The organism is Bacillus sp. FSL R5-0443 (assembly GCF_038608285.1).
Classification (GTDB): domain Bacteria; phylum Bacillota; class Bacilli; order Bacillales; family Bacillaceae; genus Bacillus; species Bacillus velezensis.
The window spans coordinates 3,122,827-3,142,184 of the sequence record NZ_CP152013.1 but is presented as its reverse complement, the minus strand read 5'-3'; the positions used below and the strand labels follow the sequence as shown (position 1 = coordinate 3,142,184).

19 protein-coding genes are annotated in these 19,358 nt (G+C 48.7%); 13 read left to right on the top strand and 6 right to left on the bottom strand.

What is annotated here, in order from left to right:
• Window positions 1-93: 93 nt before the first annotated feature.
• On the bottom strand, window positions 94-1,359 hold the full coding sequence (locus tag NYE28_RS15730) for an NAD(P)/FAD-dependent oxidoreductase (RefSeq protein WP_098081672.1): 1,266 nt from the start codon (window positions 1,357-1,359) through the stop codon (window positions 94-96).
• A gap of 207 nt (window positions 1,360-1,566) precedes the next feature.
• On the opposite strand from NYE28_RS15730, the gene NYE28_RS15725 reads away from it, so the two are divergent.
• Both NYE28_RS15725 and NYE28_RS15720 read left to right on the top strand, forming a co-directional pair.
• Complete coding sequence (locus NYE28_RS15725) at window positions 1,567-3,204, top strand: polysaccharide biosynthesis protein (RefSeq protein ID WP_003152313.1); 1,638 nt, start codon at window positions 1,567-1,569, stop codon at window positions 3,202-3,204.
• A 56-nt stretch (window positions 3,205-3,260) separates the two neighbouring features.
• The gene (locus NYE28_RS15720; RefSeq protein WP_007408795.1) at window positions 3,261-3,980 is read left to right on the top strand and encodes a pseudouridine synthase; all 720 of its coding nucleotides are present in this window, start codon (window positions 3,261-3,263) and stop codon (window positions 3,978-3,980) included.
• A gap of 127 nt (window positions 3,981-4,107) precedes the next feature.
• Here NYE28_RS15720 and NYE28_RS15715 read toward each other — a convergent pair whose 3' ends face one another.
• On the bottom strand, window positions 4,108-4,329 hold the full coding sequence (locus NYE28_RS15715) for a DeoR family transcriptional regulator (protein WP_003152337.1): 222 nt from the start codon (window positions 4,327-4,329) through the stop codon (window positions 4,108-4,110).
• A gap of 280 nt (window positions 4,330-4,609) precedes the next feature.
• On the opposite strand from NYE28_RS15715, the gene NYE28_RS15710 reads away from it, so the two are divergent.
• Complete coding sequence (locus NYE28_RS15710) at window positions 4,610-5,314, top strand: ABC transporter ATP-binding protein (protein WP_007408794.1); 705 nt, start codon at window positions 4,610-4,612, stop codon at window positions 5,312-5,314.
• A complete protein-coding gene (locus NYE28_RS15705) occupies window positions 5,311-6,471 on the top strand; it encodes an ABC transporter permease (protein WP_038459546.1) in 1,161 nt (386 codons plus the stop codon). Before NYE28_RS15710 ends, NYE28_RS15705 begins: the two co-directional genes overlap by 4 nt.
• Before the next feature lie 33 nt (window positions 6,472-6,504).
• On the opposite strand, the gene NYE28_RS15700 is transcribed toward NYE28_RS15705, so the two are convergent.
• The gene (locus tag NYE28_RS15700) at window positions 6,505-7,809 is read right to left on the bottom strand and encodes an NCS2 family permease (RefSeq protein WP_014418668.1); all 1,305 of its coding nucleotides are present in this window, start codon (window positions 7,807-7,809) and stop codon (window positions 6,505-6,507) included.
• A gap of 95 nt (window positions 7,810-7,904) precedes the next feature.
• Between NYE28_RS15700 and pepV the strand changes: the two genes are divergently transcribed.
• Complete coding sequence (gene pepV / locus NYE28_RS15695) at window positions 7,905-9,296, top strand: dipeptidase PepV (RefSeq protein WP_038459543.1); 1,392 nt, start codon at window positions 7,905-7,907, stop codon at window positions 9,294-9,296.
• Window positions 9,297-9,333: 37 nt separating this feature from the next.
• On the opposite strand, the gene cysK is transcribed toward pepV, so the two are convergent.
• On the bottom strand, window positions 9,334-10,305 hold the full coding sequence (gene cysK, locus NYE28_RS15690; RefSeq protein WP_020954278.1) for a cysteine synthase A: 972 nt from the start codon (window positions 10,303-10,305) through the stop codon (window positions 9,334-9,336).
• Window positions 10,306-10,394: 89 nt separating this feature from the next.
• Here cysK and thpR point away from each other — a divergent pair, with 89 nt between their 5' ends.
• The 4 genes from thpR to NYE28_RS15670 all read left to right on the top strand — a co-directional run bounded on the left by thpR (window position 10,395) and on the right by NYE28_RS15670 (window position 13,955).
• Entirely contained in the window at window positions 10,395-10,946 is a 552-nt protein-coding gene (gene thpR, locus NYE28_RS15685) for an RNA 2',3'-cyclic phosphodiesterase (RefSeq protein WP_342490165.1), read from the top strand.
• Window positions 10,947-10,972: 26 nt separating this feature from the next.
• Complete coding sequence (locus NYE28_RS15680) at window positions 10,973-11,905, top strand: hypothetical protein (protein WP_094031892.1); 933 nt, start codon at window positions 10,973-10,975, stop codon at window positions 11,903-11,905.
• A gap of 52 nt (window positions 11,906-11,957) precedes the next feature.
• Entirely contained in the window at window positions 11,958-12,887 is a 930-nt protein-coding gene (locus tag NYE28_RS15675) for a YegS/Rv2252/BmrU family lipid kinase (protein WP_099320062.1), read from the top strand.
• 270 nt (window positions 12,888-13,157) lie between these two features.
• Complete coding sequence (locus tag NYE28_RS15670) at window positions 13,158-13,955, top strand: phosphotransferase family protein (RefSeq protein WP_003152355.1); 798 nt, start codon at window positions 13,158-13,160, stop codon at window positions 13,953-13,955.
• Here NYE28_RS15670 and NYE28_RS15665 read toward each other — a convergent pair whose 3' ends face one another.
• Window positions 13,956-14,234 (bottom strand): YtzH-like family protein, encoded by a 279-nt coding sequence (locus NYE28_RS15665; protein WP_003152357.1) that lies wholly within the window; start codon window positions 14,232-14,234, stop codon window positions 13,956-13,958.
• Window positions 14,235-14,419: 185 nt separating this feature from the next.
• On the opposite strand from NYE28_RS15665, the gene trmB reads away from it, so the two are divergent.
• From trmB to NYE28_RS15650, 3 genes are all read left to right on the top strand, one after another.
• Window positions 14,420-15,073 (top strand): tRNA (guanosine(46)-N7)-methyltransferase TrmB, encoded by a 654-nt coding sequence (trmB, locus tag NYE28_RS15660; protein WP_003152359.1) that lies wholly within the window; start codon window positions 14,420-14,422, stop codon window positions 15,071-15,073.
• 58 nt (window positions 15,074-15,131) lie between these two features.
• Complete coding sequence (locus NYE28_RS15655) at window positions 15,132-15,977, top strand: MBL fold metallo-hydrolase (protein ID WP_012118216.1); 846 nt, start codon at window positions 15,132-15,134, stop codon at window positions 15,975-15,977.
• A 78-nt stretch (window positions 15,978-16,055) separates the two neighbouring features.
• Entirely contained in the window at window positions 16,056-17,753 is a 1,698-nt protein-coding gene (locus NYE28_RS15650; protein ID WP_031379297.1) for an NAD-dependent malic enzyme, read from the top strand.
• 55 nt (window positions 17,754-17,808) lie between these two features.
• Here NYE28_RS15650 and NYE28_RS15645 read toward each other — a convergent pair whose 3' ends face one another.
• Window positions 17,809-18,126, bottom strand: coding sequence for a PepSY domain-containing protein (locus tag NYE28_RS15645; protein WP_003152366.1), 318 nt, complete (start codon window positions 18,124-18,126; stop codon window positions 17,809-17,811).
• A gap of 158 nt (window positions 18,127-18,284) precedes the next feature.
• Here NYE28_RS15645 and NYE28_RS15640 point away from each other — a divergent pair, with 158 nt between their 5' ends.
• The gene (locus NYE28_RS15640) at window positions 18,285-19,358 is read left to right on the top strand and encodes a M42 family metallopeptidase (protein ID WP_003152370.1); all 1,074 of its coding nucleotides are present in this window, start codon (window positions 18,285-18,287) and stop codon (window positions 19,356-19,358) included.

Genomic DNA, 19,358 nt, shown 5'->3' with positions numbered 1-19,358 from the left:
TCCCTCAATCAGGTGAAACAAAACGCAGAAAACTCTATCATGTTTTTGGTCAATTATCAACGGGGACGCTCAGGTAAGTGCGCTTTAAACCATTTAGAGCGAGCGTGAGAAACGTCCTGCATTCAAACCGGCGAGACGCCCCGTGACAAAGGCTGAAGTGATATTGTAGCCCCCGGTATAGCCGTGAATATCGAGTATTTCTCCGCAAAAATATAAGCCTTCCATTTTTTTAGACGCCATTTGTTTCGGCTCAATCTCTTTTACGGAAACACCTCCGCCTGTGACAAACGCTTTGTCCAAAGAAAGCGTTCCGTCAGCGGCAACCGTAAATTGTTTGCAGTCTTTGACAAAAGCCCTGAATTGATCCTTCGGCAGTTCCGTAAAGCTTGTCTGCGGATCAAGACCGTTCCGTTCCAGAAGAAAAAGCAGGTACCGTTCCTGCATCCACGGCTTCAGCGCGTTTTTGAGCGCTTTTTTCGGTGCGTCTTTCAGTTCCTTGTGCATCTTTTGAAATAACTCTTCCTCGTTGATGCCGGGAAACAGATCGATGCGGAGTTTGACCTCTGGCTGCTTTTTCAGTTCTTTGACGACAAACTGGCTGCAGCGGAGAATGGCGGGGCCTGACAAGCCGAAATGGGTAAACAGCATGTCCATCACGTGTGTGACGATTGGTTTGCCTTTTTTATTCAGGACGCTGACGGCCGCGTTTCTAAGAGACAGCCCCTGAAGTATTTTTTGTTTAATAAACGGTTCTGACGACGTAACCGGAACTTCCGTCGGAAAGAGTTCGGTCACGGTATGACCGGCCGCTTCCGCCCATGCATAGCCGTCTCCGGTGCTGCCGGTATGCGGGACTGATTTTCCGCCGACCGCGATAATGACGGCGTCTGCGTTAATGTGTTCGTCATTGTTTGTCGTAATGCCCGCTGTCCTGCCGTTCTCGTACCGCACTTCTTTGATTTTTTCATTTGTGCGGATGGTGACATTCAGTTGTTTTAATCGGTTCAAAAGCGCATCGACAACGCTTTGCGCTTTGTCCGTCACCGGGAACATGCGTCCGTGGTCTTCTTCTTTCAGCTGAATGCCGAGTTTTTCAAAAAAGGCGATGATATCTTCATTATTAAATTCGGAAAACGCGCTGTATAAAAAGCGGCCGTTGCCGGGGATGTGTTTGATGATTTCTTCAACGGGGAGGCGGTTGGTCACGTTGCAGCGCCCGCCGCCGGAAATCGCCAGCTTCCGTCCCAGCTTGTTTCCTTTATCGATTAATAATACGTCCGCGCCTTCTTCGCCTGCCGCAATCGCAGCCATTAAACCGGACGGGCCGCCGCCGATCACAATCACGTCATAATGTTTCATCTTTCATCAACAACTTTCTTTTTCACGTATAATAGGCGGAAATGTCCGCTTTCTGCTATTATAGCGAAAGAAAGGGAATCCTTAAACGTATTTTGTTTTTTAAAGAGTTTTCCCAAAAAGTTTCCCGCTGTAATTATTACCGTCTAATTGCCCAGTTGTGTTAAAATAGAAAAGTTGAATCTTCGTAGAAAATGGTGATGAGGAAACATGTCAAGCAAATTGTTAAGGGGCACGTTCGTGCTGACGCTCGGCACCTATATATCGCGGATTTTAGGGATGATTTATCTGATCCCGTTCGGAGCGATGGTCGGAGCGACGGGCGGAGCTTTGTTTCAATACGGATATAATCAATATACACTGTTTTTAAACATTGCCACGATGGGATTTCCCGCCGCGGTTTCAAAATTTGTCTCGAAATATAACTCCAAAGGAGACTATGAGACGAGCAGGCGGATGCTGAGAGCGGGAATGTCGGTTATGCTCGTAACCGGGATGATCGCTTTTTCAATTCTTTATATTTCGGCGCCGTTTTTTGCGGAAACATCTCTCGGCGGCACGAGTAACAACGGACTTACGATTGACCACGTCGTTTATGTCATCCGGATGGTCAGTCTGGCACTTTTGGTCGTGCCGATTATGAGTCTTGTGCGCGGTTTTTTCCAAGGTCATCAGATGATGGGGCCGACAGCCGTTTCACAGGTTGTGGAGCAGCTTGCCCGGATCATCTTTTTATTGGGCGCAACGTATTTGATTTTAAGAGTGATCAACGGCGGCCTTGTCATCGCAGTCGGATACGCGACTTTCGCGGCGCTGATCGGATCATTCGGAGGGCTTGTCGTCCTTTATATTTACTGGAATAAGCGGAAGGGCGATCTTCTGGCGATGAAGCCGAATCTCGTCCCGTCTGCGAACTTAAGTTATAAAAAAATGTTCATTGAGCTTTTCAGTTATGCCGCTCCTTACGTATTTGTCGGACTGGCGATTCCTTTGTATTCGTATATCGATACGAATACGTTTAATAAAGCGATGATTGCGGCGGGCCATAAGGATATCAGCCAGGACATGCTTGCAATTGTCACCCTTTATGTGCCGAAGCTTGTTATGATCCCGGTTTCTCTGGCGACCGCTTTCGGTCTGACGCTGATTCCGACGATTACTGAATCGTTTACGAGCAGGAATTATAAGCTTTTGAACCAGCAGATTAACCAGACGATGCAAATTATTCTGTTTTTGGTTATTCCCGCCGTTGTCGGGATGTCCGTGTTATCGGGTCCGGCCTATACGTTCTTCTACGGCTCTGAAAGTCTTCGCCCGGATATCGGACAGGATATATTGTTCTGGTACGCGCCTGTCGCGATTCTGTTTTCTCTGTTTACCGTAAACGCCGCGATCCTGCAAGGGATTAATAAGCAGAAATTTGCTGTCGTGAGCCTTTTCATCGGCGTCATTATAAAAGTGGTGCTGAACGTGCCGCTGATCAAGCTGTTTCAGGGAGACGGGGCCATCTTGGCAACGGCGCTCGGTTATATCGCTTCTCTTCTGTACGGTTTTATCATGATTAAGCGCCATGCGGGCTATTCGTATACGGTACTTATAAAACGGGTCATTTTAATCGCAGTCCTGTCCGTCGTGATGGGAGTCGCGGTCAAGCTGACTCAATGGCTGCTCAGTTTCTTTGTAACATACCAAAGCGGCCAGGTGCATGCGGCGATTGTCGTCTTTGTCTGCGCCGCTGTCGGCGGTGCGGTGTACATGTTTGCCGCGTACCGAATCGGATTTTTACAGAAAATGTTTGGAAATCGTCTGCCCCGTGTTTTGAGGAGAGGCAGGCATTCCGCCCATTGAGAAATAATGAATAGTCCGCTTATCGCGGGCTTTTCTTTTTAAAGGAGAGGATCAGGATGAGACTTGATAAGCTGCTTGCCAACAGCGGATTCGGCTCAAGAAAAGATGTGAAAAAAATCGTCAAGGCTGGGGCTGTCATGATTGACGGAGAGCCGGCGAAAGATGTGAAAACCCATGTCGATCCGGAAAAACAGGACATCACGGTATACGGAGAGCCGGCAGACTATCGTGAATTTATTTATGTCATGATGAATAAGCCGCAAGGAGTGCTGTCCGCTACCGAAGACAGCCGCCAGCAGACGGTGGTTGATCTGCTGACACCTGAAGAACAGCGATTTGAACCGTTTCCGGCAGGACGTCTTGATAAGGATACGGAAGGCTTTTTGCTTCTGACTAATGACGGGCAGCTCGCTCATCGCCTGCTTTCTCCGAAAAAGCATGTGCCTAAAACATATGAAGTCCGGTTAACCTCGCCTCTGTCACCGGAAGACATCGTTCATCTGGAAAGAGGCGTCGTCATTGAAGGAGGCTATAAAACGAAGCCAGCAGCCGTTGAAATCATTACAGAAAGCCCGGATGAAACGGTGATTCATTTGACCATTACAGAAGGCAAATATCATCAGGTGAAGCTGATGGCAAAGGCTGTCGGAAATGAAGTGGCTTATTTGAAGCGGCTTTCGATGGGGGCTGTTTCTCTTGACCCGGATCTTAAACCGGGAGAATTCCGCGAGCTGACTGAAGAAGAGCTCGAAACGCTGAGAGGCGCTGAAGTGTAATCGATATCAGAAAAGCCCAAAACAGATTTGTTTTGGGCTTTTTATATAGAGGAACAAAAAACAAGGCAAAGACGCTGCTTTGCCTTGCAGCATGTCAGGCCGAAAATGGCCTTATGTAATTGTTCGCTTAAGATGTAATTTTCACTTTTTTTCGTGTTGTCTCCCACTTGCCTCGGCTAGGACTATGAACAAGATCATTGTATGCTAACACATTTAAGTCTCGCTGAATGGTTCTAGGTGTAATGCCGAATTCATCAACCAGTTCCTGTGTTGTCACAAGGCCTTTTTCCTGGATGAACATGTAAACTGATTTAATCCGAGTCAGCATACGATTTGTTGAAGGTTTCAAAAAACCACTCCCTATCATAAGATCGGATGGACTTGATATACCACAACTTTCGACTCTAAAACTTCGTACGAATAAGCAACAAAGGATGACATTCTGTTTTTTCTCTTTTAACTGCCTCCATTATACACGATATGGACAACATGAATCTAGGAATAAGCGCAGATAATTTTTTCCAAATGGGTGCCGCCTTGGTGCATTACTATGCCCGGTCCGCTTTTATTATTATGGAAACTGAAACTTTTTTTATACATGTCCGTATGAAAACGGGGGAGTGAGAAGTTTGGGAGAATTATTGAATGCAAACATTGTCTGCGCCGGTTATGCTGACAGGCCGAAGGTGATTTCTGATGTATCTCTGTCAGTCAATGCGGGTGAAATTGCCGGTTTAATCGGAGCGAACGGCGCGGGGAAAAGTACAGTGATAAAGGCGGTTCTCGGGCTTTCCCGGGATATAGAAGGCGGTATTGAGTGGAATGATTCATCTTATGCTTACATACCGGAGCGTCCGAGTTTTTATGATGAACTGACGCTTTGGGAGCATCTCGAGCTGACCGGGTCATTGCGGGGCATGGAAGGGGAAGAGTGCCGTGAGCGGGCAGGGCGGCTGCTTGAAGAGTTTTCGCTGACGTCTGTAAAACATGATTTGCCTTCCGGTTTTTCAAAAGGGATGCAGCAAAAATTGATGCTCATACAGGCATTTTTGGCGAAGCCGGATATTTACATCATTGATGAGCCTTTTATCGGACTTGATCCGATCTCAACGAAGCTGTTTACCGACATGCTGATTGCTGAGAAAGAAAGGGGCGCGGGGATTTTGATGTGCACTCATGTTCTGGATACGGCGGAAAAAATCTGCGACCGGTTTTATTTGCTGGATCAGGGCGCTCTGCTTCTTCAAGGCACGTTAGAGGAGCTTCAGGAAAAAACGGGGAGCCGTTCACTGCTGGATTGCTTTTATTCAGCGGTTCGGAGCAGTCAGCGATGACCGGGCGGGCTTTGTTTTTTCAAAGGCTGTTTCATTATTGGCGGTATCAATGGAAGGTGTTTCAGACGGTCATTGATTGGACGGTCGCGCTGTATATCGTTCTTCCCGCTGCCGCATTTGCCGTTTATCAATATGCTGAATGGCTGAACGGCAGGGGGCTTCTTAATGGAGCGGCAGGAGTATTAGGATGGGGCTGGCTGTATGTATTCAGTGCCTTGCTGTTGTGCACGGGTTTTATTCATACCTTTTTGCTGGAAGCGGATCACGTATTTTTGGTGCATGCAAAACATCTGATGCAAAAGCTGAAACGGTACGCGCTTTTGTATTCGATGTTCCTTTCCCTTATCAAATGGGGTGCGCTTGCCGTATTGTTATTTCCCTTATGGCACCAATACGGTGACTGTACCTTACCGGCATATTCGGGTATGTTTTGCTGTCTGTTCGGCTTCCATACCGCAATATTAGCGGTGCACCGGCACAGAAAAAACAGCAGGCGGACATTCGGGAATCAGGCGGCGGGCTGGCTGAAAGTGATGGTTCTGATGGCGGGTGCGTTTTTTATGATCGTCTTTGCCGCCGAATGGTATTGGCTTTGGCCGGCGGGATGTATATTGTTCATCTGTTCCGCTTTTTTGACTTGGAAAGGGACGGAGACATTATCGGCCTTTGAGGAAGAAGTGCTTGAGGAGAACAGGCGCAAGCTTTCATTCGCGGCCTCTGTTTTGATGCTCAGCCATGATGTGCAGCTCCCGAATGGTAAACATAAAGGGCGGAGCAAGCCGTTTTTATATCCCGGCTCAAAGCACATCTTTACAAAACGGTCGGCGTATACGGCGTGGAAAGAATTGTTCTTTAAAGTGCTGATTCGAAACGGCGGGTATCTCCGGCAGCTTTACCTTTTAACCGCGGCTTTTACGGCTCTTATTCTCGTTCTTCCGCTCTTAGTGAAGCCGGCAGTCCTCATTTTGTTTGCGATCGTCAGCCGCTATGCCGCGTCACTTTTATTTGACCGGATCACGGATAAACCGGTTTTAAGCGGTATCAAGAGAGACAGTGATGACTATTTCAGGGCGCGAAACAGCGCATTAACCGTCATTCAAATCATCTGTTCCGCCTGGTGTCTCATTGCCGCGATTCTTTCCGTTCTTTATATGTGAAAATCCCTTTCCGAAAAAGGAAAGGGATTTTTCTTAATGTCCGTTCAAAATAAAAAGCTGAATAAAAAACAGCACGGCGAAGATGATGACTAAAGGATGGATTTCGCGCCATTTTTTCTTAGCTGCTTTAACAAGCGGATATGAAATGAAGCCGAGTGCGATTCCGGTTGAAATACTGGACGTTAGAGGCATCGCCAAAATGACGAGAAAGGCCGGGAACGCTTCATCAAGCTCATTCCAGCGGATATTCGATACCGCACCCATCATCAGGCTGCCGACAATAATCAGAGCCGGTGACGTAATCGCGGACACTTCCGATAAGACGCTGACAAGCGGGCTGAAAAACATGGAAACGGCAAACATAACGGCAATCGTCAGCGCCGTCAGACCCGTTCTTCCGCCGGCCGCCACACCTGCTGAAGATTCAACGAACGCGGTCGTCGGGCTGGTGCCGAAGATGCTTCCCACCGTTGTAGCGGTCGAATCAGCCAAAAGCGCTCTTCTGGCATTCGGCAGCTGATTGTTTTTGATCAGTCCCGCTTGTTCGGCGACACCGATCATGGTGCCGGTCGTGTCAAAAATCGTAACGAGAAGAAAAGAAAACACAACAGCGTACAGACCGTGATGCACGACATCCCCGAGGGCTCCGAACGGATTTGTGATTAAAAGCCCCTCCGGCAGGTGCGGGAAGGACATGAATCCTTTCGCGAAATGAATCTGACCGGTCAAAAAGGCAATGATAGCGGTCAGCGCCATTCCGATGAACAGAGCCCCGTTAACATTCAGCACCATCAGTACAATACTGATGATAAGCCCGATAAGCGTTAAAATGACGGCGGGCGAATGAAGATCGCCGAGTGCGACCAGATTAGATTTATCAGCCGTGATGATTCCGGATTGGCGTAAGCCGATAAAAGCGATAAATAAGCCGATGCCGGTCGTAATTCCGTATTTTAAATTGTCCGGAATCGCTTCTATAAGTTGTTTTCTTAAAGGCGTTAACGATAAAATAATAAAGATGACTCCCGCGATAAAAACGGCGCTGAAAGCCGTCTGATACGTAATGCCGCTGCCTGTGCCGACAACGTGAAAGGCGAGATACGCGTTTAAGCCCATGCCGGGGGCAATGGCGATCGGAAAATTCGCAGCGAGAGCCATCCATAAAGTTCCGACAATGGAAGCGATAATCGTCGCGGTGAACACCTGGTCAAACGGAATTCCCGCATTGGAAAGGATCACCGGATTGACGACAATGATATACACCATTGTGAAAAAGGTGGTCAATCCCGCGGTAATTTCTCTTTTTATTGTCGTTTGATGCTTGTCGAGATGAAACATAAGTACCTCCAATGACGAACATTTTTTCAAAACATCATCTATATTATTCGTTTTATCGACATTTTGCAAGTCTTTATCAAGAAAGGGGATTTGTGATGAACTGGGAAGTTGAAGTCATCAGAAACAAAGAAGATCTGATCCGTGACACGCAGAAGTTTTTGCAGATCAACAGCGTAATGGACGAATCAACAGCCGGTCCCGGCCGGCCGTTTGGAGAAGGCGTCAATGCCAGCCTGACGTCACTGCTGGAATTCGGTGAAAAAGAAGGCTTCACCGTAAAGAATCTTGATGGCTATGCGGGCCATATTGAATGGGGAACGGGTGACGAAATCGTCGGCGTTCTGTGCCACGTCGATGTCGTTCCGCCCGGAGACGGCTGGACGAGCGATCCGTTTTCAGCCGATATCAGGGACGGCCGGATATATGCCAGAGGCGCCATTGATGATAAAGGGCCGACAATGGCGGCGTTTTATGCGCTGAAAATCGTCAAAGACATGCAGCTCCCTTTATCCAAACGCGTGAGAATCATCATCGGAACGGATGAAGAAAGTGATTGGAGATGCGTGGATCATTACTTCAAACACGAAAAAATGCCTGACATCGGCTTTGCTCCTGACGCAGATTTTCCGATCATTAACGCGGAAAAAGGAATTATAGATGCGTCACTGCGCATTGCAAAAAGCGCTTCTGACAAAGACGAAAAAAACGGGCTTCTGTCATTCCGTTCAGGACTGCGCTTGAACATGGTGCCGGATGCGGCTGAAGCGGTTATTGAAGGGGACGGTCTTGATGCCGTGCACGCATATTTCAGCAAATGGCTTGAGCAGTCAAAAACACAAGGTGAAGCAATTTCGGAAAATGGAAAACTGACGCTTCGGGTATACGGAAAATCATGCCACGCGATGGAACCGGATAATGGTGTCAATGCCGGCTTAAAGCTTGCTGAATGCCTTAACGGAACGGAGCTGGATGGAGCCGGAAAGCACTTTGTCAAAACCGTCAGTGACTATTTTTTAAATGATACACGAGGCAAAAAGCTGAAAATTGATTGCAGGGATGACATCAGCGGAGAGCTTACATTGAATGTCGGCACCTTTACATACAGAAAGGGTGAGGAAGGAGAACTCGGCATCAACATCCGTTATCCCGTCACTTCAGACAGCAATGTCATCCGTGATGCTTTTATGTCTGCTGAAGAATTCCGGCTTGAAGAATTTAAAGACAGCAAACCGCACCACGTTTCTGCCGATCATCCGCTCGTAAAGACGCTTCAAAAGGTTTACGAAGGACAGACGGGAAAGAAAGCGGATCTGATTTCAATCGGCGGAGGAACGTATGCGAGATCCCTTTCGGCGGGCGTCGCATTCGGGCCGCTGTTCCCCGGCCGGCCTGACAGCGCGCATCAAAAGGATGAGTACATTGAAATCGATGACCTTCTCCGGTCAACCGCTTTATACGCCGAAGCCATTTATGAGCTTGCCAAGTGATAATAAAAAGGGACGCCGAAAGCGGCATCCCTTTTTATCATTCAAATGACCATAAATCCGTTGATAAATAACGTTCTCCCGTATCGGCCGTCATACAGATGACGATCTGTTCGGAAGGGAGGCGTTTTGCGGTTTCAATGGCGGCGAAGCAGGCGGCGCCTGAAGACGGGCCGACGAGTATACCTTCTTCCCGGGCCAGACGGCGTGTTGTCGTATACGCATCTTCATCAGATATTTTCATGATTTCATCGTAAACGTCCTGATTCAGTATGCCGGGAATAAATCCGGGGCTTGTCCCGACAAGCTTATGAGCGCCGGGTTTTCCGCCAGACAGGACGGGAGATCCCGCAGGCTCGGCGACATGAACAATCATATCCGGGAAAAGCTCCTTCAGCGTTTCTCCGGTTCCGGTAATGGTTCCGCCCGTTCCCGCCGTTGCCACAAAAGCACCGAGCGGTCTGTTGAGCTGCTGAACGGCCTGATAGATTTCAATGGCGGTCGTTTTTCGGTGGGCATCTGGATTTGCGCCGTTATCGAATTGCATCGGGATAAAACTTCCCGGAATCTGTTCGGCGAGTTCTTTCGCTTTTTTGATGCTGCCGGGCATTCTTTCCGCCCCCGGTGTTAACACAACCTCCGCGCCGTACGCTTTCAGGAGGTTGATGCGTTCTTTCGTCATCGTGTCAGGCATGACGAGGATTGCCTTGTAGCCGCGCGCCGCCGCGTTCATCGCCAGGCCGATGCCTGTGTTGCCGCTTGTCGGTTCGATGATGACAGAGCCGGGTTTTAAATGCCCGCTGTTTTCCGCTTCAATGATCATATTGTAAGCCGCTCTGTCTTTGACACTGCCGCTCGGGTTAAACGATTCTAATTTTAAATAGACCTGTGCTGCATGTTCTGGCTGAAGACGATTGAGCTTTACGATCGGTGTGCCGCCGATCAGCTCCGCCGTGCTGTTTACGATTTTCAAGGCCGGCTCATTCCTTTCTGTATAAAACGTTCGGTACATAATATCCTATCATAATGAGCGGACAGGGTTCTCCTCTCCGCTTATCCGTTTTATAATAACACCATAACCAAAGAGGGGGAGATCCTCGTATGAAAGCTTCATTGCCGCATTATTTTATCGGCATTCCGATTCCGGCTGACATTGCTGAACCGATTTGGGAAGCAGCCAAAAAGGAGCCGGCGTTATCATTCAAAAAATGGGTGCACCCGCATGACTATCATATTACACTCATTTTTCTCGGAGCCGCGGATGAAGAACGGCTTGCGAAATTATCGTCTCTGCTCGCAGATGCTGCGTCGGCAGCGCAGCCGTTTACCGTACAGTTTCAGCATCTGGATATTTTCGGCGACCGCAGACAGCCGAGAGTGCTTCACCTTGAGCCCGAACGGAATGAACAGCTCTTTGATTTGCGGGAAAAAACAAAGCAGGCTGTTTTGAAAGCCGGTTTTCAAGTGGAAAAACGCCCGTATCACCCTCATATGACGATGGCGCGGAAGTGGGCGGGAGACCGGCCGTTTCCTGACGATGTGCCGTTTGAAAGCGGCAGGGTGCAAAGTGCCATCAGCCGGTTTTCCTTGTTTCAGACCCATCTTGACCGGTCGCCTAAATACGAAGAAATCGCACAGTTTCAATTGACATAAACAAATATTCGGAGTGGAGAAATCACATGGCACAGATCATCAAAATTCACGACTGCATATCCAGATATGAACTTGATCCATATCATTATATGAACCAGTTTATCCGGCTGAAGAAAGAACGCTGGGAGACGCTTCTTGAAGCGTTTGACCGGAAGACGGAAGAACTAGAAACGAAAACGGCTGCCGGCGGGGAAACCGATCAAGCGCCGGCCAGGAAAAAATTTTCCTTAAAAAAGAGAAAAGAAGAAAATATGGCCGATATAAATGAAAAGAGGCACCAATGGTTTGATGAGCCGGAGGGAGAAGAGGCGCTGTTCGGGAATCTCCCGTCTCGAAAGTCTGAGCTCGCGTCTTTTTTCAAAGATCAGCTGTATGACTTTCAATTAAAATGGGCGAGCTCCACGCTTTCTCAAAAGTCTGAGCTTTCACAGGCGGTCAAAAGGGACGGGATGTTAAAAATGCTGGCTCAAAAGCTGCCCGATTCCTATTTTGTGATGTATCATCCGGTTCTGCAAATTCAGCAGGCGTCCGTCGAACTGAGCATGATCATCATCTCGCCGCTGGAGATTTTCTGCGCTGTTTTTATGGAAGCGGAAGAGGACAGCGTATATATCGGATCAAAACACCGTTTTTGGGAAGAAAGAGGCTCCGGCAGCACGCGCCAAGTATTGAATCCGTCTCTCAGCCTGCACCGGACGGGCTCGGTCGTTTCGCAAATCGTAAAAGAAAAGCAGGCCGACATTCCCGTGCGGAAGCTTTTGCTCAGCAGAACGTCTTATATTGATTATCCGGAGCCGCCGTACGGGCTGGAAATAGCTGATAAACGGACTGCCGCAGAGTGGCTGGAAAAGCAGCAGAAAAATACGGCGCCGATCAAGCACCACCAGCTGAAGGCGGCGAAGGCTCTTTTGTCTTACGGCTTGAGCGATTCAAGCCGGAGACAGGAATGGCTAGATTAAAACGGACGTTTGCCGGCTGTCTCTTCATCTATGAAGCAGGTGAAAACAAACGATGAGTCAATGGTTTTTTATTATTAATCCGGTCTCAGGAGGCGGGCGGGGCCGGCGTGTCTGGAAATCAGTTCAAAAAGAGCTGACCAGGCGCGGGGTCAGCCACCGCTCTTTTTTGACCGGGCATCCCGGACATGCGGAGGTGCTGGCGAGGCAGATTTCAATGATGCAGGATCATAAGCTTAAGCGGCTGTTCGTCATCGGCGGTGACGGGACGATGCATGAAGTCATTAACGGACTGAAAGGAACGGATCAGATTGAGCTGACCTTTGTGCCTGCCGGTTCGTACAATGACTTTTCCAAAGGGCTCGGTATTAAGAAGTCGGCGCTTCTCCAAGAAATCAAAAGTCTGCACCGCCCGCTCACACGGAAATTTTTTGCGGGAAACATCAACTTTTTTCATGACAAAGCGCAATCACTTTATTTTATTAACCACCTGTCTGTCGGCTTCGATGCCTCAGTTTTGAAGGCAGCCGCGAATTTTCCGTTATCGCGCGTTCTTCGGTTTTTGCGTCTCGGCTTTGTGATTTACCCGCTCGCGCATTTACATAAGGCCTCGAGGTTTCAGCCGTTCAGATTTGTTTGCACGGCAGACGGCCAGAGGCGTGAATTCCGCAATGTCTGGTTTGTCATTGCGGCTAATCACCCTTATTACGGAGGCGGCATGAAAGCGGCGCCTTCAGCAAATCCCCGTCAAAACCATTTTGATATTGTCATCGCAGAAAACCTGTCCTTTTTCTCGCTGTATCGTTTTTTATGGGCGATGAGCTTCGGCCGGCATATCAAAATGGACGGAGTGACGATGATAAAGGGGAAGGAATTCGTTTTTGAAACAGATGGGAAAATTCCGTTTCACGCTGACGGCGAGCTGATCGGAACGACGCCGTTTCGGCTTATGCCGGGCGGTGCGCCGTTGAAAATAAAAACATAATAAACAAATGAAACCCGTCAAATGTTTCACGGCAAAGAGCGGTTCGCGGCATAAATCTTCAGAATTCACAGGTGTTCTTGCTAGTTTTGCTTGACGAAGTTTGTGCTGTAGCGCTAAAATTTATAGGACGGCTATTGATTAGCATATGAGACTCTCAATAGCTGTCTTTTTTATTCTCATGAAATTGTTTATGACAGGCCGCTCCGCCAATAGAGAAAGGCTGGAGGCCTATTCTAAAATATTTTAAGAAATGATGGGTTGAACATTGATATGAACTGGTTGGGACAATTACTAGGTAGCGATTGGGAGATCTTCCCCGCCGGAGGAGCTACAGGAGATGCATATTATGCGAAACATAACGGCCAACAGCTTTTTTTAAAACGTAATAGCTCGCCCTTTTTAGCCGTGTTATCCGCCGAAGGCATTGTTCCGAAGCTGGTTTGGACGAAACGGATGGAAAACGGAGACGTCATTACGGCTCAGCATTGGATGGCGGGCAGGGAGCTGAAGGCAAAGGATATGAGCGGACGCCCGGTGGCTGAGCTGCTCCGCAAAATCCACACATCAAAAGCTTTGCTCGACATGCTGAAAAGATTGGGAAAAGAACCGCTTGATCCGGGCGCCCTTTTGTCGCAGCTGAAGCAGGCCGTCTTTGCCGTGCGGCAATTTTCGCCGCTTATTCAGGAAGGCCTTGCTTATTTGGAAGCTCATGTGGATCAGGTGCAATTCGGTGAAAAAGTCGTTTGCCATTGTGATGTGAATCATAATAACTGGCTTCTGTCTGAAGACAACCAGCTGTATTTAATAGATTGGGACGGCGCCATGATAGCTGATCCGGCCATGGATCTCGGCCCTTTATTGTATCATTACGTCGAAGAGCCAGCGTGGGACAGCTGGCTTGGGATGTACGGCATGAAGCTCACGGAAGGGCTTCGGCTGAGGATGGCGTGGTACATGTTATCGGAGACCATCACCTTCATCGCCTGGCACAAATCAAAAGGAAACGACAAAGCGTATCATGATGCCATGGAAGAGCTTCATGCCCTGATGAAGCGGATTGTCAAGTAGTCAGGAGTACGAATCCATCTGCTCCACCCATTGGGACAAATGGTTTTGGTGCTCCTGAATATGCGTGTCGATGGAATCGGCCGTGATGCCGGACTGGCTGTAGCGGTAGACATCCTCGAGCACGTTTTTTATATTTGAATCAAGCCCGGTGTTGGCCATCAGTGATTTGATGACGCGCTCCAGCTGTTCATACTCGGCAACCGTGCCGCAGCAATCCAATTGATGGTCGGCCAGTATGTCCTTTAATAACCGGACCTGATGTTCGCTTGTTAAGCCCATGATTCATATACACATCCTTTCTGTGTCATACATTGTGCAAAGCGGTGCGGTTTTATGCATCACATGAGTGTTCCGGACCGGGGAGCCTCTTTTTTTATGCAGCCGGCGCCTTTAAAAGGCGCTTGCGGCTCTTTATGTTTCATGGTATGTTGTTACTCGAAATTATAGATAGAGGTGTCAATCATATGAGAATGCGCCATAAACCTTGGGCGAATGATTTTCTGGCAGAAAACGCTGACATCGCCATCAGTGATCCGGCCCAGTATAAAGGGCGGTGGAACACGGTCTTTGGCAATGACAACCCGATCCATATTGAAGTCGGTACGGGAAAAGGGCAGTTCATTTCAGGAATGGCCAAGCAGAATCCGGATATCAACTATATCGGGATTGAGCTGTTTAAAAGCGTCATCGTCACTGCCGTCCAAAAAGTTAAGGACAGCGGGGCTCACAATGTCCGTTTGTTAAATATAGACGCGGAAACACTGAATGACGTATTTGAACGGGGAGAAATCAAGCGCGTATATCTAAACTTTTCTGACCCGTGGCCGAAAAACCGCCACGAAAAGCGCCGTTTAACATTTAAAACGTTCTTGAAAAAATACGAAGAAGTGATGGGCGAAACAGGTGAGATTCATTTTAAAACCGATAACCGCGGTTTATTCGAATACTCTCTGAAAAGCTTTTCCGAATACGGCCTGCTTCTGACGGAAGTCAGCCTTGATCTGCACAACAGCGATCCGAAGGGCAATATTATGACAGAATACGAAGAAAAATTCTCCGCGCTCGGCCAGCCGATTTACCGGGCCGAAGTTGAATGGAGAACAAAAGACAGACTCTGATGCGGGAGTCTGTTTTTTTATGCCGCCATTTGCTACCATTACATCAGGAGGGATCAAGATGGAGACATTGAATATTGGGAATATTTCATTAACATGGCTGGACGGCGGTGTAACACATATGGACGGCGGAGCGATGTTCGGCGTTGTTCCGAAACCTTTATGGTCGAGAAAATACCCCGTAAATGACAAAAACCAGATTGAATTAAGAACAGACCCGATTCTGATCAGAAAAAACGGCCTGAATATATTGGTTGACGCGGGTATCGGCCGAGGGAAGTTCTCTGATAAACAAAAAAGGAATTACGGCGTAACACAGGAATCCAATCTGAAACAATCTCTTCGTGACCTCGGGCTTTCCTGTGAGGACATTCATATTGCCGCGATGACCCATCTTCATTTTGACCATGCATGCGGCCTGACGGAGTACAGCGGAGAGGAGCTTGTCTCTGTTTTCCCGAATGCCCGCATTATCACTTCTGCAACAGAGTGGCGCGAAATGAGAAACCCTAATATCAGATCGAAAAATACATATTGGAGAGAAAATTGGGAGGCGGTACAAGATCAGGTCGAAACCTTTGAAAACGAGTATCAGCTGACAGAAGGCATTACGATGCACCACACCGGCGGCCACAGCGACGGCCACAGCGTCATCGTCTTAGAAGACGGTGGGGAGGCGGCTGTGCATTTTGCCGACCTGATGCCGACGAATGCGCATAAAAATCCGTTATGGGTGCTGGCCTATGATGATTATCCGATGACCTCTATTCCAGAAAAGCAGAAATGGCAGACGTTCGCGGCAGAAAAAGACGCCTGGCTGATTTTCTATCACGACGCGATTTACAGAGCGGTAAAATGGGGAGAAGATGGCGAAGTGGCCGCGTCTGTCAAACGGGAGAAAAAATAAGCGGATCGATGATTTGCCTGTATGAATTTCGGGAATAAAAGCAAACCTAAGACAAATTGCTTTGAAAGGAAGAGACAGGTGAATCAATTTCAAGTGACGAAAGATGGAGAAATCAAAACAACTCTGCGCGGATTAGAAGTGCTTTCTACGCCTTTTTTAAATAAAGGGGTGGCCTTTACACAGGAGGAAAGAAAGGAACTCGGGCTCGAGGGGTTTCTGCCGCCGAAAGTATTGACAATCGAAGAGCAGGCGAGGCGGGCCTACGAACAATTCAGTTCGCAGCCTGATGAGCTGAGCAAAAATGTCTACTTGACCGCTCTCCATGATCGGAATGAAACGTTATTTTACAGGCTGTTAAATGATCATTTAGGCGAAATGCTGCCGATCGTATATACGCCGACCGTCGGCACCGCGATCCAGCGTTACAGCCATGAGTACAGAAAACCCCGCGGTCTGTATTTGTCAATAGATGATCCTGAGGGAATGCGCGCCGCATTTCAGCAGTTCGGAAAAAATGAAAACATTGACTTAATCGTTGCCACAGATGCGGAGGGCATTCTGGGAATCGGTGACTGGGGCGTCGGCGGCATCGCCATTTCTGTCGGAAAACTCGCGGTGTATACGGCGGCGGCCGGAATTGATCCGTCACGAGTGCTTGCGGTCGTATTGGACGCGGGGACAAATCAGGAAAGCCTCTTAAATGACCCGCTGTATGTCGGAAACCAGCATTCAAGAGTGCGCGGCGAGAAATATGACCGCTTTATTGATGAGTATGTCTCGCTTGCCCGGGAAACATTCCCGAATGCGCTGCTTCATTGGGAGGATTTCGGTACGGCTAACGCCCGCGGCATATTAAAACGGTATAAAGATAAAGTCTGTACGTTTAACGATGACATTCAAGGAACGGGCGCGGTATCGCTTGCAGCTGTTTTAGCGTGTGCAAAAGCATCAAAAGTGCCTTTAAAAGAGCATAAAGTCGTCGTCTTCGGCGCGGGAACGGCCGGTATCGGAATTGCTGAGCAGCTGCGCGAAGCCATGGTGCATGACGGATTAAGCGAAGAAGAATCCTACAGCCATTTTTGGTGTATCGACAGAAACGGATTGTTAACGGATGATATGAAGGACTTGCGTGATTTTCAGGTTCCGTACGCGCGCCCTGCTGATGAAGTGAAAGAGTACGGCCGCAGCGGTGAAGGCGGATCAATTGATCTGGCGGAGACTGTGCGTCAGGCCAAGCCGACGATTCTGATCGGCACATCCACCGTATCAGGCGCATTTACGGAAGAAATCGTCAAAGAAATGGCCTCGCATGTCAAACGGCCGGCTATTTTGCCGATGTCAAACCCGACGACATTATCAGAAGCAAAACCTGAAGATTTGATTAAATGGACGGAAGGCCGCGCGCTTGTCACTACGGGTAGTCCGTTTCCGCCTGTTGCGTATAACGGCGTTACCTACCATATCGGACAGGCGAACAACGCGCTCGTATTCCCGGGACTCGGACTCGGCACGATTGTGACAAAAGCAAGGATCATTACGGACAATATGTTCGTTGCCTGCGCGAATGCCATCGCCGGTATGGTGGATGTCGGCAAGCCGGGGGCGCCGATGCTTCCGAAAGTGGAGGATCTCAGGACGGTATCGGCAACTGTGGCGGTAGCTGTAGCTAAAGCGGCCATTCAGGACGGTGTAGCGGAAACGGAACCCGAGGATCTGATCCAAGCGGTGCAGGATGCGATGTGGCACCCCGTATATAAACGAATTCGGCCGATGTAACCGAATAAAGCCCAAAACGCTGATGGTTTTGGGCTTTATTTTTTGCTTGTCCGAATTATGAGGCGACAGAATCAATGACATCGACAATCTGGCCTGTTTTTGCATTGACCATAACTTCATATTGCTCCAGTTCGCCGAATGCCGAACGTGTCACGCCGGTTTTGTATACCTGGATGGTTTCTCCGTTTACCTGGTAGGGCTCGGGCTCTGTGTAAATCCATGATCCGTCTATCGGCCCGCGCTGTTTAAAAGCCGCTTTCACGATACGGAGCGCTTTTTCTGAAGAGATATAAGGTTTCATCGCATACTTTTTCACTGCGATGGCAGCGCATAATCCGACTCCTGCACCTAAGAGAAAATGACGTAATTTCAATATGAAGCACCTCCAATTATGTCGTAGTTTTTATTATACAGAAGATGCCAGACGGTGTTAAGTAAAGCGGCGGTTTTCCAGCCCATTCAATCTGAGCGCTTGGAAAACGGTTGTTTTTCTAATAAAATAAAAGCATTACATAGAAATGAGGGGAAAATATGAATGAGGAAACGAAAACGCTTTTCCGGACGCTGACGCAGCTTCCCGGCGCACCGGGAAATGAACATCAGGTCCGCTCCTTTATGAAACGGGAGCTTGCGAAATATGCGGATGACATCGTGCAGGACAGACTCGGAAGTGTTTTCGGAGTAAGGCGCGGCGCTGAAGATGCGCCGACCGTTATGGTAGCCGGCCATATGGACGAAGTCGGGTTTATGGTAACGCAGATTACGGATAACGGCATGCTGAGATTTCAGACGCTCGGTGGCTGGTGGAGTCAGGTGCTGCTTGCCCAGCGCGTCGAGGTGCAGACGGATAACGGACCGATTATCGGCGTCATCTCAAGCATCCCTCCCCACATTTTAACGGATGCCCAGCGCGCAAAGCCGATGGAGATCAAAAATATGATGATTGATATTGGTGCCGATGACAGAGAGGACGCGGTCAAAATGGGGATCAGACCGGGACAGCAGGTCGTGCCTGTCTGCCCGTTCACCCCGATGGCCAACGAGAAGAAAATATTGTCCAAAGCGTGGGATAACCGCTACGGCTGCGGGTTAAGCATTGAACTATTAAAAGAGCTGCACGGAAAAGACCTGCCGAACAATCTGTACGCCGGGGCCACCGTTCAGGAGGAAGTCGGCTTGAGAGGGGCGCAGACAGCGGCCAACATGATTCAGCCTGATCTCTTTTTCGCGCTTGATGCCAGCCCGGCAAATGATATGAGCGGCGATAAGGAGCTGTTCGGCCGTCTCGGCGAGGGGGTGCTGCTCCGCATTCTCGACAGAACGACGGTCATGCACCGCGGGATGAGAGAGTTCGTCCTTGATATGGCGGAAACGCACAATATCCCTTATCAATATTTCGCTTCAGGCGGGGGAACGGATGCCGGACGGGTCCACATATCAAACAGCGGGGTTCCGTCTGCCGTCATCGGCATTTGTTCAAGATACATTCATACAAATGCCGCTATCATCCATGTCGATGATTATGCCGCGGCGAAAGAAATGCTCATTAAGCTGGTCATGGCGAGTGACAAACAGACGGTCGAAACGATCAGAGAAAATGTGTAA

Excerpts from the sequence above, each read along its gene's own strand:
- NYE28_RS15675 (WP_099320062.1), top strand. The coding sequence starts at position 11,958 with ATGAGTCAATGGTTTTTTATTATTAATCCGGTCTCAGGAGGCGGGCGG.
- pepV (WP_038459543.1), top strand. The coding sequence starts at position 7,905 with ATGAACTGGGAAGTTGAAGTCATCAGAAACAAAGAAGATCTGATCCGT.
- NYE28_RS15720 (WP_007408795.1), top strand. The coding sequence starts at position 3,261 with ATGAGACTTGATAAGCTGCTTGCCAACAGCGGATTCGGCTCAAGAAAA.
- NYE28_RS15655 (WP_012118216.1), top strand. The coding sequence starts at position 15,132 with ATGGAGACATTGAATATTGGGAATATTTCATTAACATGGCTGGACGGC.
- NYE28_RS15700 (WP_014418668.1), bottom strand. The coding sequence starts at position 7,809 with ATGTTTCATCTCGACAAGCATCAAACGACAATAAAAAGAGAAATTACC.
- NYE28_RS15640 (WP_003152370.1), top strand. The coding sequence starts at position 18,285 with ATGAATGAGGAAACGAAAACGCTTTTCCGGACGCTGACGCAGCTTCCC.
- NYE28_RS15725 (WP_003152313.1), top strand. The coding sequence starts at position 1,567 with ATGTCAAGCAAATTGTTAAGGGGCACGTTCGTGCTGACGCTCGGCACC.
- cysK (WP_020954278.1), bottom strand. The coding sequence starts at position 10,305 with ATGTACCGAACGTTTTATACAGAAAGGAATGAGCCGGCCTTGAAAATC.
- trmB (WP_003152359.1), top strand. The coding sequence starts at position 14,420 with ATGAGAATGCGCCATAAACCTTGGGCGAATGATTTTCTGGCAGAAAAC.
- thpR (WP_342490165.1), top strand. The coding sequence starts at position 10,395 with ATGAAAGCTTCATTGCCGCATTATTTTATCGGCATTCCGATTCCGGCT.
- NYE28_RS15730 (WP_098081672.1), bottom strand. The coding sequence starts at position 1,359 with ATGAAACATTATGACGTGATTGTGATCGGCGGCGGCCCGTCCGGTTTA.
- NYE28_RS15680 (WP_094031892.1), top strand. The coding sequence starts at position 10,973 with ATGGCACAGATCATCAAAATTCACGACTGCATATCCAGATATGAACTT.
- NYE28_RS15705 (WP_038459546.1), top strand. The coding sequence starts at position 5,311 with ATGACCGGGCGGGCTTTGTTTTTTCAAAGGCTGTTTCATTATTGGCGG.
- NYE28_RS15670 (WP_003152355.1), top strand. The coding sequence starts at position 13,158 with ATGAACTGGTTGGGACAATTACTAGGTAGCGATTGGGAGATCTTCCCC.
- NYE28_RS15665 (WP_003152357.1), bottom strand. The coding sequence starts at position 14,234 with ATGGGCTTAACAAGCGAACATCAGGTCCGGTTATTAAAGGACATACTG.